General features: G+C 72.6%; 12 protein-coding genes and 1 pseudogene. 6 read left to right on the top strand and 7 right to left on the bottom strand.

Going from position 1 to position 14,430, the window contains the following annotated elements; genetic code table 11:
* The first annotated feature begins 244 nt into the window (after positions 1-244).
* The 3 genes and pseudogenes from RCO28_RS28475 (at position 245) to RCO28_RS28465 (ending at position 2,831) form a co-directional block, all read left to right on the top strand.
* Positions 245-493 (top strand): DUF1049 domain-containing protein, encoded by a 249-nt coding sequence (locus RCO28_RS28475; protein ID WP_308944146.1) that lies wholly within the window; start codon positions 245-247, stop codon positions 491-493.
* Positions 494-623: 130 nt separating this feature from the next.
* Positions 624-800: pseudogene (locus RCO28_RS28470) on the top strand (arginase family protein); the annotation flags it as partial.
* 54 nt (positions 801-854) lie between these two features.
* Positions 855-2,831, top strand: a complete 1,977-nt coding sequence (locus tag RCO28_RS28465) for a DUF5107 domain-containing protein (protein ID WP_308944145.1) — start codon at positions 855-857, stop codon at positions 2,829-2,831.
* Between the two features lie 74 nt (positions 2,832-2,905).
* On the opposite strand, the gene RCO28_RS28460 is transcribed toward RCO28_RS28465, so the two are convergent.
* Positions 2,906-3,259 carry a VOC family protein gene (locus RCO28_RS28460; protein WP_308944144.1) on the bottom strand — a complete coding sequence of 118 codons (354 nt, stop codon included), beginning with the start codon at positions 3,257-3,259 and terminating at the stop codon, positions 2,906-2,908.
* Positions 3,260-3,586: 327 nt separating this feature from the next.
* On the opposite strand from RCO28_RS28460, the gene RCO28_RS28455 reads away from it, so the two are divergent.
* Positions 3,587-5,476: a transketolase gene (locus RCO28_RS28455; protein ID WP_308944143.1), complete on the top strand. Its 1,890-nt coding sequence runs from the start codon at positions 3,587-3,589 to the stop codon at positions 5,474-5,476.
* A gap of 60 nt (positions 5,477-5,536) precedes the next feature.
* On the opposite strand, the gene mdlC is transcribed toward RCO28_RS28455, so the two are convergent.
* The 4 genes from mdlC to RCO28_RS28435 all read right to left on the bottom strand — a co-directional run bounded on the left by mdlC (position 5,537) and on the right by RCO28_RS28435 (position 9,677).
* Positions 5,537-7,156 (bottom strand): benzoylformate decarboxylase, encoded by a 1,620-nt coding sequence (gene mdlC, locus RCO28_RS28450; protein ID WP_308944142.1) that lies wholly within the window; start codon positions 7,154-7,156, stop codon positions 5,537-5,539.
* A 165-nt stretch (positions 7,157-7,321) separates the two neighbouring features.
* Entirely contained in the window at positions 7,322-7,696 is a 375-nt protein-coding gene (locus RCO28_RS28445; RefSeq protein WP_308944141.1) for a hypothetical protein, read from the bottom strand.
* A gap of 38 nt (positions 7,697-7,734) precedes the next feature.
* The gene (locus RCO28_RS28440; RefSeq protein WP_308944140.1) at positions 7,735-8,577 is read right to left on the bottom strand and encodes an ABC transporter substrate-binding protein; all 843 of its coding nucleotides are present in this window, start codon (positions 8,575-8,577) and stop codon (positions 7,735-7,737) included.
* Between the two features lie 290 nt (positions 8,578-8,867).
* The gene (locus RCO28_RS28435) at positions 8,868-9,677 is read right to left on the bottom strand and encodes a class I SAM-dependent methyltransferase (protein ID WP_308944139.1); all 810 of its coding nucleotides are present in this window, start codon (positions 9,675-9,677) and stop codon (positions 8,868-8,870) included.
* Between the two features lie 195 nt (positions 9,678-9,872).
* On the opposite strand from RCO28_RS28435, the gene RCO28_RS28430 reads away from it, so the two are divergent.
* The gene (locus RCO28_RS28430; protein ID WP_308944138.1) at positions 9,873-11,492 is read left to right on the top strand and encodes an ATP-binding cassette domain-containing protein; all 1,620 of its coding nucleotides are present in this window, start codon (positions 9,873-9,875) and stop codon (positions 11,490-11,492) included.
* A gap of 175 nt (positions 11,493-11,667) precedes the next feature.
* On the opposite strand, the gene RCO28_RS28425 is transcribed toward RCO28_RS28430, so the two are convergent.
* Both RCO28_RS28425 and RCO28_RS28420 read right to left on the bottom strand, forming a co-directional pair.
* On the bottom strand, positions 11,668-13,221 hold the full coding sequence (locus RCO28_RS28425) for a PTS ascorbate transporter subunit IIC (RefSeq protein ID WP_308944137.1): 1,554 nt from the start codon (positions 13,219-13,221) through the stop codon (positions 11,668-11,670).
* A 3-nt stretch (positions 13,222-13,224) separates the two neighbouring features.
* Entirely contained in the window at positions 13,225-14,043 is an 819-nt protein-coding gene (locus tag RCO28_RS28420; RefSeq protein WP_308944136.1) for a PTS sugar transporter subunit IIA, read from the bottom strand.
* Between the two features lie 158 nt (positions 14,044-14,201).
* Here RCO28_RS28420 and RCO28_RS28415 point away from each other — a divergent pair, with 158 nt between their 5' ends.
* Positions 14,202-14,426, top strand: a complete 225-nt coding sequence (locus tag RCO28_RS28415) for a DUF6158 family protein (RefSeq protein WP_308944135.1) — start codon at positions 14,202-14,204, stop codon at positions 14,424-14,426.
* Positions 14,427-14,430 lie beyond the last annotated feature (4 nt).

The raw sequence follows: 14,430 nt of genomic DNA, 5'->3' as shown, positions 1-14,430 counted from the left end.
ATTACGGTGGGACACGAAGGCCTCCGTGCGGTGAAGATTCGACACCTCCACCACACACGGGGGCCTTCGCCATGATCAAGCCCACCAGCGTTAACAACGCTCGTGATCAATACACCTAGCCCGTACGGGGCACTTCGCCACCCGGTGGCCGGTCCGGCGAGCCGCTCATCGTGCGCGACGGTGAGCGGCTGCCCATGGTGGGAGCCACGCGGCGGTCGGCCGTGCCCCGACGGAAGGGTCCACCATGAGCCCAGGCGCCTCCTCGAACGGCAGTGGCAAGGGCGGCGGGAGGAAGAGCGGGCTGTTCACGCCCGCACGGCTGACGGTCGCCGCGCTCGGCGTCCTCGGTCTGGTCTTCATCTTCGAGAACACCAGCCACACCAAGATCCGGCTCCTCATCCCCGAGGTGACGATGCCGCTCTGGACGGCGCTCCTCGCCACCGGACTGATCGGCGCGCTCTGCGGGGCGTACTTCATGCGGAGGCGCCAGTGAGAACCGGTGCCCGCCACCTCGCGGTGCTCGCCGCCACGGCTGGAAGGTGTGCACACAGATACCCACGCCCGGCGTCGAACTCGCCGAGCGGAAGGTGGAGGTGGGCGTGGTGAAGAAGACAGAGAGGTGCCCCGACCCGGACGGCCTGCAGCCGGACGAACTCGCCGCCGTCCTCGGCACGTTGGTCGGCTCCGGGCGCTGCGTCGGCCTCAACGTCACCATCTACGACCCGGACCTCGACCCGGACGGCACGGCCGGAGCCCTCCTCGCCGACCTGGTCGTCGCCGCCTTCGCCGACCCTTCCTGAACCCGGGCGGAACGGCCTCTGGCCCGGTGGCGTCCGGCGTTGTTCCATGGTCGGGTGACGACGATCCGAGCCGACGTACTGACCATTCCGGGCGTGGAGTTGGGCCCGGAGAATCCCCTGCCCGCGCTGCGGCCGCTCGCGGAGACGCACACCGTCGATGAGCGCACCCGCGCCGGCCTGCCCCGCGACATGGCCCGCCAGGTCGGGTACGAACCGCTGCGCAGCGTCCTGCCCGTGCGCCTGCTCGACGGGTACGGGCGGGACCGCGCCGAGGTCACCCTCAACACCCTCGTCCTGGAGAACGACCGGCTGCGCGCCACCGTCCTGCCGGGCCTCGGCGGCCGCATCCACTCCCTGGTCCACAAGCCGTCGGGGCGTGAACTCCTCTACCGGAACCCGGTGTTCCAGCCCGCCGACTTCGCGCTCAACGGCGCCTGGTTCTCCGGCGGCATCGAGTGGAACATCGGCGCCACCGGCCACACCACGCTCTCCTGCGCACCCGTCCACGCCGCGCCCGTGCCGGGCCCCGACGGCAGCCCGATGCTGCGCCTGTGGGAGTGGGAACGCCTGCGCGACCTGCCGTTCCAGGTCGACCTGTGGCTGCCGGACGGCTCGGACTTCCTGTACGTCGGGGTCCGCATCCGCAACCCGCACGAGAAGCCGGCGCCCGCCTACTGGTGGTCCAACATCGCCGTGCCCGAGGAGCACCGGGTCCTCGTACCGGCCGACGAGGCCTGGCACTTCGGGTACGAGCACACCCTGCGCCGGGTGCCCGCGCCGGTGTCCGACGGGGCGGACCGCTCGTACCCGCTGCACGGCACGTACCCGGCGGACTACTTCTACGAGGTGCCCGACGGCGAACGGCGCTGGATCGCGGCGCTCGACGGTGAAGGCCACGGCCTCGTGCAGACCTCCACCGATCTGCTGCGCGGCCGCAAACTGTTCCTGTGGGGCGCGGGCACCGGCGGCAGACGCTGGCAGAACTGGCTCACCGAACCCGGCACGGGAGGGTACGCCGAGATCCAGGCGGGCCTCGCCCGCACCCAGCTGGAGCACGTGAAGCTGGAGGCGGAGAGCGAGTTCAGCTGGCTGGAGGTGTACGGGCCGCTGGCCACCGACCCGGTGCGCTCGCACGGCACGGACTGGGCGGCGGCCCGCGCGGAGGTCGCGGGCCGGCTCGCGTCGGCCCTGCCGCGTACCGCCGTCGAGGAGGCGTACGAGGCGTGGCTGGCCTGCGCCGACACCGAACCCGGCGAGCGGATCCACACCGGCTCCGGCTGGGGCGCGCTCGAAGTGGCCCGCACGGGAGGGAAGTTGCCGGGTACGCCCTTCGACCCGTCGACACTCGGCGCCGCGCAGGAGCCGTGGCTGGAGCTGTTGCGCGGCGGCACCTACCCCGTGCCGCCCGGCGAGGCGCCGCCGGGGCCGACCCTCGTCAACCGGGCCTGGCGGGACATGCTGGAGACCGCGCCCGCCGATCCCGTCACCGAGTACCACCTGGGCGTCGCGCAGTGGCATGCCGGGGACCGGGCACAGGCGGTGCGCAGTTGGGAACGCGGCCTCCAACTCGCCCCCGGCGCCTGGCCGTTGCTGCGCTGCCTCGCCCTCGCGGACCGCGAGTCGGGACATCTGGAGCGGGCCGCCGACCGTTACGCCGAGTCCTTCGACGCGCTGTGTGCCGAGCGGGGCGAGGGGCGGGAGTGGACGGCGGCGACGGTCGCGCTCGCGCGCGAGGCGATCGACGCGCTGCTCGCCGTGGACCGCCCCGCGGCGGCCCGTACGGTGTGGTCGCGCCTTGACCCGACGATCCGGGAGCGCGGCCGCTTCCGCCTGATCCTGGCCCGGCTGCTCCTCGCGGAGGGCGACCGGCCGGCCGCGCGGGCGGTCTACGACGCGGGCTTCGAGGTGGCGGATCTGCGGGAGGGGGCGGAGACGGTGGGGGAGACGTGGTCCCGCCTCACGACCGAGCGGTTGCCTCCGGCGTACGACTTCCGGATGCGGCCGGGCGAATTCAGCCCCTCCGGCGATTGAGGAGGCCCGTCCGGGAGGCCACGCGGCGCCAGCCGCATATCGACACAGCCGGGAAGGGGAGGGGAGGGGAAAGCTCAGGCCGTCGGCCGGCGGTCCGCGTACTCGAAGATCGCTCCGTCCGGGTGCAGCGCGATCAGGTTGCGGCCCACCGGGGTGGCCACGGGCCCCGCGACGACGCGGGCGCCGGAGGCGGTGAGGACCTCCTTGGCCTCGTCGACATCCGGCACGGCGACCGTCGCGGTCACCTTGCGCAGCACGTCCAGCTCCGCAGCGGGCCCGCTCATCAGGAGGAAGCAGCCCACGGCGGCGACGGACACCCCACCGCGATCGGAGCGCTGCGCCGCCGTGCCGGTCAGCTGCTCGTAGAACGCGACGGCGGCGTCCAGGTCATCGACGCAGATGCGCAGCGTGGTTCCCAGGATCTCCATACGGGGCAGGGTAGTTGGCGCCCAGGGGCCTTGTGATCGTTTCGACCGCATCGGGGCATCGGAGGGCGGGACCGGTTGCCCGCATATGCCCATGTTTGGGGCAGGGCGTCAGGGGCACTCGGAGTGCCTGCACCACCGCGTGCAGGCTGCGGCATGCCCGCCACGGGTGTCCGGGAGTCCCGCACGCCGCCACGGGCGTCCGGGTGTCACGCAGGGTCACCGCAGCCCTGCCCGGCGCCCGGCCCTGGCCTGCCGGACGCCCCTACCCCGTACCCGTTCCGGAGACGTCCGCGAACGTGCGACGGACAGGAAGGACCGAGGCCCGCCATGGACTCCGCCACCGAACCGCGCCCTCCCGCCGACACCCCCGCCCCCGCACAACTCGCCGAGCTCGCCCAGCAGTTCCGCGTCGACTCCGTCCGGATGGCGGCCGCCGCGGGCTCCGGGCACCCGACCTCGTCCATGTCGGCCGCCGAGCTGATGGCGGTGCTGCTCGGCCGGCACTTCCACTACGACTTCGAGCGGCCCGAGCACCCCGGCAACGACCGCTTCGTCCTCTCCAAAGGGCATGCGTCGCCGCTCCTGTACGCCGCGTTCAAGGCGGCCGGCGCGCTGACCGACGACGAGATGATGACGTTCCGCAAGCACGGCAGCCGCCTCGAAGGGCACCCGACGCCGCAGCGCCTGCCGTGGGTCGAGGTCGCCACAGGATCGCTCGGCCAGGGCCTGCCCGTCGGCGTCGGCATCGCCCTCGCAGCCGCCCGCTTGGAGCGCGACGACCACCGGGTGTGGGTGCTCTGCGGCGACAGCGAGCTCGCCGAGGGCTCGGTCTGGGAGGCCGCCGAGCACGCCGCGTACGAGCATCTGGACCGGCTGACCCTCCTGGTCGACGTCAACCGGCTCGGCCAGCGCGGCCCCACCCGGCACGGCCACCACCTCTCCGCGTACGCCCGGCGCTTCGCCGCCTTCGGCTGGCACACCGTCGCGGTCGAGGACGGGCACGACATCGACACCCTCGACCGCGCCTTCAGCGAGGCCCGCTCCACCGCCGGGCAGCCCACCGTGATCCTCGCCCGCACCCTGAAGGGCAAGGGCGTCGCCGCGGCCGAGGACCGGGAGGGCCTGCACGGCAAGCCGCTGCCCGACCCCGAGGCGGCGATCGCGGAACTCGGCGGCGTACGCGACCTGCATGTCCAGGTCCAACCCCCGGGCCCCACCCGGGTGTTGACGGTCGCCCACCGCGGCGCCCCCGACCTGCCGCACTACGCCCCCGGCACGCACAAGGCCACCCGGGACGCCTACGGCGCGGCCCTCACGGCGCTCGGCACGGTCCGCGACGACGTCGTGGCCCTGGACGGCGAGGTCGGCGACTCAACCCGCACCCAGCTCTTCGGCGAGGAACACCCCGAGCGGTACTTCGAGTGCTACATCGCCGAACAGCAACTCGTCGCCACCGCCACGGGCATGGCCGTACGCGGATACGTCCCGTACGCCGGCACCTTCGCCGCGTTCCTCACCCGCGCCTACGACTTCGTGCGGATGGCCGCCGTCAGCGGGGCCTCCATGGTGCTCGTCGGCTCGCACGCGGGCGTCGGGATCGGTGAGGACGGGCCGTCCCAGATGGGTCTGGAGGACCTGGCGATGTTCCGGGCCGTGCACGGCACCACGGTCGTGTACCCGTGCGACGCCAACCAGACGGCCCAGCTGGTCGCGGAGTTGGCGCAGCAGACCGGCATCCGCTATCTGCGGACGACGCGCGGCGACACCCCGGTGATCTACACGCCGGGGGAGCGGTTCCCGGTCGGCGGGAGCAAGGTGCTGCGCATGCACGACGAGGACCGGCTGACCGTCGTCGCGGCCGGGGCCACCGTGCACGAGGCCCTCACCGCCGCGGATGTCCTCGCGGCGTACGGGATCCGGGTGCGGGTCATCGACCTGTACTCGGTCAAGCCGGTGGACCGGGCCACGCTGCGTGAGGCGGCGGCGGACACCGGGTGCCTGCTCACGGTCGAGGACCACCGTGAGGAGGGCGGTATCGGGGACGCGGTGGCGGAGGTCTTCGCCGACGGGAGCCCGCCCCCGCGCTTCGTCCGCCTGGCGGTCCGCACGATGCCGGGGTCGGCGACGCCCGCCGAACAGTTGCATGCGGCGGGGATCGATGCGGAGTCGATCGAGGCGGCGGCGAGGCTGTTGGTGGAGCAGGCGGTGGTCGTCTGACTGCTGCGCCGTCGTGGCTGGTCGCGCAGTTCCCCGCGCCCCTGAAAGCGAGGGGAAAACTCAATCGCCGTACGCCGCCCCCCGCTCCCGCCGCACCCGGACCCGCACCAGCACCGGCCCCCCGCCCGCGGGTTCCAGCGCACGGACCAGCTCGGGCCGGAGAAGTTCCGGCGAGTCCACCTCCGTCGCCGCGCATCCGAACGACGCCGCGAGAGCCGCGAAGTCGATGCCGCCGATGTCCGTGCCCGGGATCTCCTCCGCGCCCAGGCGGCGGCCGAGGGCCTTGACCGCCTCGTAGCCCCCGTTGTCCAACACCACGAACGTCACCGGCGCCCGGTGCCGTACCGCCGACCAGATCGCCTGCACCGAGTACATCGCGGAACCGTCGCCCACCACGCACACCACCCGCCCGCCCCCGGCGAGCGCGCGGCCCACCGCGAGGGGCAGGCCCCAGCCGAGGGCGCCGCTGCCCGTGGTGAGGAACGCACCCGCCCGCCGGACCGGCACCCGCGCGTGCAGCGCCTCGCGGTGGCTCGGCACCTCCTCCACCAACACCCGCTCCGGAGGCAGGAGTTCGGCCAGGGTGTCCAGGACGTACGCCGCCGACGGCGGGTCCGTCGGGACGGCCGGGGCGACCTGCGGGCGCGGCGGAGGAGCCGTCCGCGTGGCCGGTTTCAGCATCGACGTGAGCGTCTCGACGCCCGCCCGCAGCGTCGTCAGGATGCTCGTGCCGACCGGCAGCCACGCCGCCTGCGCCGGGTCGCAGTCCAGGTGGAACAGTGCGCAGCCGTCGGCGAGCAGCGGCCCCGTACCGCTGACGTGGTACGTGAACAGCGGCGCGCCGAGCGCGACCACCACGTCGCAGCCCGCGAGCCGGTCCGCCAACTGCTCCCGTACCGGCGGCAGGAAGCCCTGGAAGAGGGGGTGGGTCTCGGGGAAGCCGGAGCGGCCCGACATCGGGCTGATCCACACCCCGGCGCGGGTCCGCTCGGCGAGCGCCAGCACCTCGTCGAGCGCGCCCTCGTCGTCCACGCCGGGCCCCACCACGAGCGCGGGCCGGGCGCACCCGTCGAGCCGGTTGGCGAGTTCGGCGAGGGCGTCGGGTGTGGCCGTGAAGGTGCCGTGCACGGTGCGCGGCGCCACGGGCTCGGCCGGTGCGTCCCAGTCGTCCTCCGGCACGGAGAGGAACACCGGTCCGCGCGGATGCGTCATCGCCACCCGGTGCGCCTCGGCGAGCGCGGCCGGTACGTCCTCGGCGCGTGCGGGCTGGCGGCTCCACTTCACGTACGGGCGGGGGAATTCGGCGGGCTCGTCGGCGCCGAGGAACGGGTGCAGGGGGAGGAGCGCACGGGACTGCTGGCCCGCGACGATCACGACGGGCACCCGGTCGCGGTACGCGTTGAAGACCGCGCCGAGGCTGTGCCCGACCCCGCCCGCCGAGTGCAGGTTCACCAGTGCCGCACGGCCCGTGCCGAGGGCGTGCCCGGCGGCCATGGCGACGGCCACGGACTCCTGCAGGCCGAGTACGTACCGGAAGTCGGCGGGCCAGTCGCGGAGCATGCGCAGCTCCGTGGAGCCGGGGTTGCCGAACACCGTCGTCATGCCCGTGCGCCGGCACAGGTCCAGGACCGCGTCCCGTACGGTCGTCGTCGGCGGGGGCAGGGGGATCAGCGGGGCCATCGGTCAACTCCTCTGCGCGGAGGGGAAGTCGTACAGGTCCGGGCAGGTGTGGTCAGCCGCCGCGCGCGCCGGTGTGCCAGCCGAGCAGCCGCCGCTCCACGCCGAGCAGCGCGGCGTTGCACAGATATCCGAGGATGCCGAGGAGCACGATCACCGACCAGACCGTCAGCAGGTCGGAGCGGCTCTGCGCGTCGGTGAGCTGGAAGCCGAGGCCGTCGGCCGTGCCGGGCAGCAGCTCGGAGAAGACCATGACAGGGCGGCGTGCGCGTACGCGGAGCGGCCGAGGGCCAGGCCGAGGACCACGCCGAGCGCGGCGGCGAGCAGGAACCCGGCGCCCATCCTGGCGACGCTCGGCAGGATGTTCCCGACGGCGGTCTCGGAGAGGAAGGCGTGCGCCACAGGCCCGTCGAACCACAGACCGCGCATGTGCGCGGCGATCGTCGACGGCGGCGGGAAGAACACACTGGCGTGCGCTCCGGCCGCCAACTGCCAGAGGAGAACGGCCAGCACGAGCACGCCCCAGCGGAAGAGGTGCGTCACGGGACCTGGCCACCCGGAATTCATGTCACCCTGTGTCATCACTTTTCTCGGGTGCTGTCGGGGCCGTCGACGCTCATCAACTCGGCCGGGTCGACCGCCTTCTTGAGCAGCTTCTCCCGCACCATCAGGTCGACCAGCTTCTCCATCCGCCGCGGATCGGACTCGTCCGGAAAGCCCGGCAGCGTCAGCTCGCGGGCCCGCTCGGGCGTGATCCGCGCATACCCCGGCAGGACCGCGTCGACGGAGGCCCGGTCCCGCTCGGCGAGCGCCCGCGCCTTGCGGATGGCACGCCGGAAGGCCGCGGCGGTACGGGGGGTCTCCTCGGCGAACGTGTCGGTGCTGACGTACCCGCTGATCGGCAGGCCCCGCACGGGGGACGCCCCGCCCTCGGCGACGACGCGCGCGCCGAGCTTCCTCTTCACGTCCGACAGGAACGGCTCGACGACGTGTGCGGCGTCCACCTGCTTCTCCTCCAGGGCGACGCCCATCTGCGGGAAGGGGATCTGCCGGTACTTCACCGGTCCCGCCTGGTCCTTCGCGAGCACCGCGTCGAAGGTCAGCGACTGGATGTTGTTGAGGATGTTCACGGCGACCGACTTGCCCTTGAGGTCGGCGGCCGACTTGACCGGCGAGTCCTTCGGCACGACGGCGTCCATCATTCCGGGCGAGAGGGTGGCGCCCTCGGCGAGGATCCGCGGGTCGAGGGCGCCCTTCTCCCTGGCCTGCAGGAACGTGACGTAGTTGACGCCCGCGATGACGTCGAGCTGCCCGTTGGCGAGCGCGGGCAGGGCCTGGACGGACTGCTGCACGGGCTTGACCCGCACGGTCAGGCCCTCCTTCTCGAAGAGCTTCCGCTCGACCGCGATGTGCAGCGGCGCCACGTCCACCAAGGGCAGCGAGGCGACGGTGACGGTGCTCTGCTCCAGGCCGCCCGCCTTGCCCCCGGCTCTCCCGTCCGCCCCCCCCGGAACAGCCTGCGGCTGCCAGGACGAGCCCTACGGTTGCCGCCGTCATGGCCTTCAACTTTCACCGTGCCGAACCCAGTTGAGCCTGCATGCTCGGCGAGGCTAGTTGCTCACTGAATCAACTGCCAGGGGTGCTTTCCGGCCGCGTGGCGGGCCCGGGGTGGCGGGCCCCGGGTGGCGGAGGCGGGGTGGCGGAGGCGGGGTGCTCACACCCGGCAGAGCAGCTCCCCGTGCAGCACCGCGAACCAGCCGTCCGGCTGCTCACCCCACGCGCGCCAGGCTGCCGAGATCGCGGCGAGCGCCGCCTCGTCCGCGTGGCCGGACTCGGTGGCACGGCGGGCGTACGAGGAGTCCGTGGTGCGCTCCGCCCACAGGCCGCTCCACCAGGCGCGCTCCTCCTCCGTGCTGAAGGTCCAGGTCGAGGACGTCGCCGTGAGGTCCGTGAAGCCCGCCTCCAGGGCCCACGACTTGAGCCTGCGGCCCGCGTCCGGCTCGCCGCCGTTGGCGCGGGCCACCCGCTCGTACAGCTCCAGCCAGTCGTCCAGGCCGGGCGTGCGCGGGTACCAGGTCATCGCCGCGTAGTCGGAGTCGCGTACGGCGACGATGCCGCCGGGCTTGACCACGCGCCGCAGTTCGTGCAGCGCCTGCACCGGATCGCCGACGTGCTGCAGCACCTGGTGGGCGTGGGCCACGCAGAACGTGTCGTCCGGGAAGTCGAGCGCGTGCACGTCGGCGACCGCGAACTCCACGTTGTCCAGGCCGCGTTCGGCCGCCGTGGCGCGCGCCTGGTCGAGGATGCCGGGCGCCGCGTCGACTCCGGTGACGTGGCCCTGCGGGACCAGGGCGGCCAGGTCGGCGGTGATGGTGCCCGGTCCGCAGCCGACGTCCAGGACCGCCATGTGCGGCTTCAGCTCGCCGACGAGGTACGCGGCGGAGTTGGCGGCGGTCCGCCAGGTGTGCGAGCGCAGCACGGACGCGTGGTGCCCGTGGGTGTAGACGGCGGTCTCCTTCGGCATGGCCCGGTCTCCTCACTCGACGCCCGGACCCCCGTACAGGCTCCGGAAGCGATGACGCCACCGTACGCGCCGCCGCCACATAATGAGACCGACGTCTCGCAATATGGACGCACCATGGACCCGAGGGCGGCTGAGGGAACGGCTGAGGGAAACGCGTTTGCCCTGCTCGCCGCCGCCCGTCGAGAATGCGGAACCATGGGTCACTTGGAAGCCGCACACCTCGAATACCACCTCCCCGACGGGCGCACCCTGCTCGGCGACGTCTCGTTCCGGGTCGGTGAGGGTGCGGTCGTCGCGCTCGTCGGGCCGAACGGCGCCGGGAAGACGACCCTGCTGCGGCTGCTCTCCGGCGAGCTGCAACCGCACGGCGGCAGCGTCAACGTCACCGGCGGCCTCGGCGTCATGCCGCAGTTCGTCGGCTCCGTACGCGACGAGACCACCGTCCGCGACCTCCTCGTCTCCGTCGCCCCGCCGCGCATCCGCGAGGCCGCGCGGGCCGTGGACGCCGCCGAGCACGCCCTCATGACCGTCGACGACGAGGCCGCCCAGCTCCAGTACGCGCAGGCCCTCTCCGACTGGGCCGAGGTGCAGGGGTACGAGGCCGAGACCGTCTGGGACATGTGCACCATGGCCGCACTCGGCGTGCCGTACGACAAGGCCCAGTTCCGTGACGTTCGCACCCTCAGCGGCGGCGAGCAGAAGCGGCTCGTCCTGGAATCGCTGCTGCGCGGCACCGACGAGGTTCTGCTCCTCGACGAGCCGGACAACTACCTCGACGTACCGGGCAAGCGCTGGCTGGAGGAGAAGCTCCGGGAGACCCGCAAGACCGTCCTCTTCGTCTCCCACGACCGCGAGCTGCTCGCCCGCGCCGCCGAGAAGATCGTCAGCGTCGAGCCGGGCCCCGCGGGTGCCGACGCCTGGGTGCATGGCGGTGGCTTCGGCACGTACCACGAGGCGCGGCGGGAGCGCTTCGCCCGCTTCGAGGAGTTGCGCCGCCGCTGGGACGAGAAGCACGCCCAGCTGAAGAAGCTCGTGATCAACCTCCGGCAGGCCGCCGCGGTCAGCCACGAGATGGCGTCCCGCTATGCGGCCGCGCAGACCCGCCTGCGCAAGTTCGAGGAGGCCGGGCCGCCGCCCGAGCCGCCCCGCGAGCAGGACATCACGATGCGCCTGCACGGCGGCCGTACCGGCGTCCGCGCCGTGACCTGCGTCGGCCTCGAACTCACCGGCCTGATGCGCCCGTTCGACCTGGAGGTGTTCTACGGCGAGCGGGTTGCGGTGCTCGGCTCCAACGGCTCCGGCAAGTCCCACTTCCTGCGCCTCCTCGCCGGTGAGGACGTGACGCACACGGGGGAGTGGAAGCTCGGCGCGCGCGTCGTGCCCGGCCACTTCGCGCAGACCCACGCGCACCCGGAGCTGTTCGGCCGCACGCTCCTCGACATCCTGTGGCGCGAGCACGCGCAGGACCGGGGCGCCGCGATGTCCCGACTGCGGCGGTACGAGCTGACGGCCCAGGCGGAGCAGGCCTTCGAACGCCTCTCGGGCGGCCAGCAGGCCCGCTTCCAGATCCTGCTCCTCGAACTGGAGGGCTGCACGGCCCTGCTCCTCGACGAGCCGACGGACAACCTCGACCTGGAGTCCGCGGAGGCCCTCCAGGAGGGCCTGGAATCCTTCCAGGGCACGGTCCTCGCGGTCACCCACGACCGCTGGTTCGCCCGTGCGTTTGATCGGTATCTGGTGTTCGGCAGCGACGGTCGCGTCCGCGAGACGGCGGAGCCGGTGTGGGACGAGCGCCGGGTCGAGCGCGCGCGCTGATTCAAGCGCCGGACGCGCTGGTTCTGATGGGGGCGCGGGGAACTGCGCGACCAGCCACGACGGCGCGAAAGCCGAACGACAGCCCCGGGGTCCGGGGGCGTAGCCCCCGGAGAGCCGTCCGCTGAGGACTTTAGGGAAGGGGCGGGGCGGGGAGAAAGCGCGCCGCAGGCGCCCCCTACCCCGGCGGAGGCGGGGGCTTCGGGGCGCCCTCCGGTGGGGTGATCTTCGCGTACGACGACGGGGCCGGACCCTCGCCGGGGTCCGGGGCACTGTCCCGCGGGAAGTAGGCATCCCTCTTCGCCCCCGGATCCCACCCCACATCCACCACCCGCTTCTGCATGACAATCGCCGCCCCCAACACCACAAGCCCGACCACCAGCATCAGCACAACCCCGCCAACCGAACCCGCCTTCGCCGCGTTGCCGACGATCGACCCGAACCAGCCGAAGTCCGCATCGCCGAACGTCGTGTTCTCCTCCCCGAACGCGCCGAGCACCTTCAGCAGCAGCGCCGGCAGGAACGTGATCAGCACCCCGTTGAGGAACGCGCCGACCACCGCCCCGCGCCGCCCGCCCGTCGCATTGCCGAACACCCCGGCCGCGCCGCCCGTGAAGAAGTGCGGCACCAGACCGGGCAGGACCAGCGCGAGACCGAACGCCGGATGGAACACGGCGGACAGCAGCCCCAGGCTGACGAGGCCGCCGATGAAGCTGGAGATGAACCCGATGAGCACCGCGTTCTGCGCGTACGGGAAGACGATCGGCGCGTCCAGGGACGGCACCGCGCCCGGCACCAGCTTCTGCGCGATGCCCTGGAAGGCGGGCACCAGCTCGCCGAGGATCGTACGGACACCGAAGAGGATCACCGCGACCGCGATGCCGAACTGCAGGCCCTGCATCACGGACTGCATCAGATAGTTGCCGACGTCCGTCGCGGCCGTGCCGCCGTCGCCCGCGAAGGCCTTGAACGCCGTCTCCTCGCCGGCCTTCACCAGGAAGACGACCGCCATGATCAGGTAGATGAGCAGCATCGACAGGGCCGTCGCCACCATCGAGTCGCGCAGGAACCGCAGCCCCTCCGGGAGCTTCATGTCCTCCGTGGACCGGCTCTTCTTGCCGACCAGCTGCCCGGCCGCGCCCGCCGCGATGTATCCGGCGGTGCCGAAGTGCCCGATCGCCACGGTGTTGTTGCCGGTCACCCGCTTCGTCCACGGGTGCGCGAACGCGGGCATCGCGACCAGCATGATGCCGAGGAGCACGCCGCCGACGACCACGACGACGACCGAGGCGTGCCCGGCGGTGGCAAGCACCATCGTCAACAGCGTGGCCATGAACAGCATGTGATGTCCCGTCAGGAACACGTACCGCAACGGCGTGAACCGCGCGAGCAGCAGGCTCACCGCGAAGCCGAGGATCATCAGCCACGCCACCCGCGCCCCGTACTCGGCCTGCGCGATGCCGACGATCGCCTCATTGGTGGGGATCACGCCGTGCGCGCCCGTCGCGCCCTGGATCATCTCGCCGAGCGGCGCGAGCGAGCTGACGACCAGGCTCGCGCCCGCGCCGATCAGCAGAAAGCCGAGGGTGGCCTTGATGGCACCGCCGACGACCTGCCCCGCCGACTTGCGCAGCGCGATCAGCCCGGCCGCGGTGATCAGGCCGATCAGATAGGCCGGGACGCTGAGGATCTCGTTGACGAGGAACTTCGCGATCGATACGAGCACGTCCACGCGTCACTCACTCCCGCCCGTGTCGGCGTCCAGAACCGTCAGGTCGTACGTGTCCCGCAGTACACCGTCGACCTCGCCCGTCGAGGTGAAGTCCTCGACCACCCGCACCGGCACCCCGACGTCGCCGAGGGTGCGGGCGATCTCCCGCGAGGTGAGGATCGCGACGGCCTCGGACGCCTTGCCCTTGGCGGAGATCGTGTCCGTGGCCTCCACGGTCACGTACGGCGACCAGCCCCAGCGGTCCAGGACCTGCTCCAGGGTGTTCTTGAGGAACAGGCTGGTGCCGACGCCGTTGCCGCACACGGTGAGGATCTTGTGCATCCCGTGCCCGCTGGAACGTCCACCTGTCGGGGTCCGCGTCCCAGTCGGTCGGGCCGTCCCGCTCAGCACGGCGTGCAGCGCCTGCGGGGTCGGCGCCTCGCGCAGGGCGGCCGCCGTCGCCGGGTCGGCAAGGAGCCGCGCCAGGGCCGCCATCGCCGCGGTGTGCTCGCTCGCGTCCTTCGCTGCGAGGCCCACGACCAGCTCCACCGGGTCGTTCGTCTCGTGCCCGAACTCCACCGGCCCGTCCAGGCGCACCCACGCCATCCCGGTCCGCAGCACCGCGGGCGAGGGGCGCGCGTGCGCAAAGGCGAACCCGGGGGCGACCACGATGTACGGGCCGTTCGTAGCGACGTTCTCGATCATCTCCGTGGTGTACGCCTCGGTGCTCGCGCCCGTCGCCACCATCAGGTCGCCCGCGGCACGCACCGCGTCCCGCCAGTCGGCCGCCCGGACGTCGAGCCGTACCGCCTCCACGGGAAGCAGGTCACTCAGCTCAGCCATGCAATGGATCTTCGCACGGGTGAGCGGATCCGTCGCCCCTTCGTAGGGGGCCTGCGCGATGGGCCCGGAGCGCCTCGCCGTGCGTGATCGCCGCGGCCCGGGTACCCGTGGAGAGTAGGCACCACGGGTACCCGCCCGACGCCCCGAAGGAGACGGCCATGACCGGAGTGGACCCCGCAGAGCTCGACGACCGGACGCTGCTGCGGGAACTGCAGACCCTGCACAACACCCGCCACGACACACTCCTGCACGCCTCCGACGAGGCCCTCACGGCGCACACCGAGCGGCAGACGGCCCTGGAGAACGAATATCTGCGCCGCCACCCGGACCGACAGATCACCGCAGCGCGCACGCGCGACGGCGCCCGAGCGAGGAAAGAATGACCGC

The organism is Streptomyces sp. LHD-70 (assembly GCF_031157275.1).
In the GTDB taxonomy this organism is placed as follows: domain Bacteria; phylum Actinomycetota; class Actinomycetes; order Streptomycetales; family Streptomycetaceae; genus Streptomyces.
Note: the sequence above shows the minus strand (reverse complement) of the source record. Positions and strands in the feature narration are given on the sequence as shown.